We start from the raw sequence: 2,936 nt of genomic DNA, 5'->3' as shown, positions 1-2,936 counted from the left end.
AAGTTAAGTTAGAAAGGGCGCACGGTGGATGCCTTGGCACTAGGAGCCGATGAAGGACGGTACTAACACCGATATGCTTCGGGGAGCTGTAAGTAAGCTTTGATCCGGAGATTTCCGAATGGGGGAACCCACTATCCGTAATGGGATAGTATCGTTACTTGAATACATAGAGTAACAGAAGGCAGACCCGGGGAACTGAAACATCTAAGTACCCGGAGGAAGAGAAAGCAAACGCGATTCCCTGAGTAGCGGCGAGCGAAACGGGATTAGCCCAAACCAAGAGGCTTGCCTCTTGGGGTTGTAGGACACTCTACATGGAGTTACAAAGGAACGGGGTAGATGAATAGGTCTGGAAAGGCCAGTCATAGAAGGTAAAAACCCTGTAGTCGAAACTTCGTTCCCTCCTGAGTGGATCCTGAGTACGGCGGGACACGTGAAATCCCGTCGGAAGCAGGGAGGACCATCTCCCAAGGCTAAATACTCCCTAGTGACCGATAGTGAACCAGTACCGTGAGGGAAAGGTGAAAAGCACCCCGGAAGGGGAGTGAAATAGATCCTGAAACCGTGTGCCTACAAGTAGTTAGAGCCCATTAATGGGTGATAGCGTGCCTTTTGTAGAATGAACCGGCGAGTTACGATTACATGCGAGGTTAAGTTGAAGAGACGGAGCCGCAGCGAAAGCGAGTCTGAATAGGGCGTAATAGTATGTGGTCGTAGACCCGAAACCAGGTGATCTACCCATGTCCAGGGTGAAGTCCAGGTAACACTGGATGGAGGCCCGAACCCACGCACGTTGAAAAGTGCGGGGATGAGGTGTGGGTAGCGGAGAAATTCCAATCGAACTTGGAGATAGCTGGTTCTCTCCGAAATAGCTTTAGGGCTAGCCTCAAGGTAAGAGTATTGGAGGTAGAGCACTGTTTGGACTAGGGGCCCCCATCGGGTTACCGAATTCAGACAAACTCCGAATGCCAAATACTTATCCTTGGGAGTCAGACTGCGAGTGATAAGATCCGTAGTCAAGAGGGAAACAGCCCAGACCACCAGCTAAGGTCCCAAAGTATACGTTAAGTGGAAAAGGATGTGGAGTTGCTTAGACAACCAGGATGTTGGCTTAGAAGCAGCCACCATTTAAAGAGTGCGTAATAGCTCACTGGTCGAGTGACTCTGCGCCGAAAATGTACCGGGGCTAAACGTATCACCGAAGCTGTGGATTGACATCTACGATGTCAGTGGTAGGAGAGCGTTCTAAGGGCGTTGAAGCTAGACCGTAAGGACTGGTGGAGCGCTTAGAAGTGAGAATGCCGGTATGAGTAGCGAAAGATGAGTGAGAATCTCATCCACCGAATGCCTAAGGTTTCCTGAGGAAGGCTCGTCCACTCAGGGTTAGTCGGGACCTAAGCCGAGGCTGAAGAGCGTAGGCGATGGACAACAGGTTGATATTCCTGTACCACCTTATGAATCGTTTGAGCGATGGGGGGACGCAGGAGGATAGGGTAAGCGTGCTGTTGGATTAGCACGTCCAAGCAGTTAGGCTGGTAATGAGGCAAATCCCATTACCGTGAAGGCGGAGCTGTGACGGCGAGGGAAATATAGTACCGAAGTTCCTGATTCCACACTGCCAAGAAAAGCCTCTAGCGAGATTCAAGGTGCCCGTACCGCAAACCGACACAGGTAGGCGAGGAGAGAATCCTAAGGTGAGCGAGAGAACTCTCGTTAAGGAACTCGGCAAAATGACCCCGTAACTTCGGGAGAAGGGGTGCTCTTTTGGGTGCAAGCCCGAGAGAGCCGCAGTGAATAGGCCCAGGCGACTGTTTAGCAAAAACACAGGTCTCTGCGAAGCCGTAAGGCGAAGTATAGGGGCTGACACCTGCCCGGTGCTGGAAGGTTAAGAGGAGGGGTTAGCGTTCGCGCGAAGCTCTGAATTGAAGCCCCAGTAAACGGCGGCCGTAACTATAACGGTCCTAAGGTAGCGAAATTCCTTGTCGGGTAAGTTCCGACCCGCACGAAAGGTGTAACGATCTGGGCACTGTCTCAACGAGAGACTCGGTGAAATTATAGTACCTGTGAAGATGCAGGTTACCCGCGACAGGACGGAAAGACCCCGTGGAGCTTTACTGTAGCCTGATATTGAATTTTGGTACAGCTTGTACAGGATAGGTAGGAGCCTTGGAAGCCGGAGCGCCAGCTTCGGTGGAGGCATTGGTGGGATACTACCCTGGCTGTATTGACATTCTAACCCGCACCCCTTATCGGGGTGGGAGACAGTGTCAGGTGGGCAGTTTGACTGGGGCGGTCGCCTCCTAAAAAGTAACGGAGGCGCCCAAAGGTTCCCTCAGAATGGTTGGAAATCATTCGTAGAGTGTAAAGGCACAAGGGAGCTTGACTGCGAGACCTACAAGTCGAGCAGGGACGAAAGTCGGGCTTAGTGATCCGGTGGTTCCGCATGGAAGGGCCATCGCTCAACGGATAAAAGCTACCCCGGGGATAACAGGCTTATCTCCCCCAAGAGTCCACATCGACGGGGAGGTTTGGCACCTCGATGTCGGCTCATCGCATCCTGGGGCTGTAGTCGGTCCCAAGGGTTGGGCTGTTCGCCCATTAAAGCGGTACGCGAGCTGGGTTCAGAACGTCGTGAGACAGTTCGGTCCCTATCCGTCGTGGGCGTAGGAAATTTGAGAGGAGCTGTCCTTAGTACGAGAGGACCGGGATGGACGCACCGCTGGTGTACCAGTTGTCTTGCCAAAGGCATAGCTGGGTAGCTATGTGCGGAAGGGATAAGTGCTGAAAGCATCTAAGCATGAAGCCCCCCTCAAGATGAGATTTCCCATAGCGTAAGCTAGTAAGATCCCTGAAAGATGATCAGGTTGATAGGTTTGAGGTGGAAGCGTGGTGACACGTGGAGCTGACAAATACTAATAGATCGAGGACTTAACTAA

The 2,936-nt window shown here is 52.2% G+C and carries 1 rRNA gene; it reads left to right on the top strand.

Going from position 1 to position 2,936, the window contains the following annotated elements:
- Position 1 precedes the first annotated feature (1 nt).
- Positions 2–2,936: ribosomal RNA gene (locus tag LXM54_RS27585) — 23S ribosomal RNA — on the top strand.

Source organism: Bacillus sp. Au-Bac7, from assembly GCF_021341655.1.
In the GTDB taxonomy this organism is placed as follows: domain Bacteria; phylum Bacillota; class Bacilli; order Bacillales; family Cytobacillaceae; genus Niallia.
The sequence above is the reverse complement of the archived record's forward strand: the minus strand, read 5'-3'. Positions and strand labels throughout refer to the sequence as shown.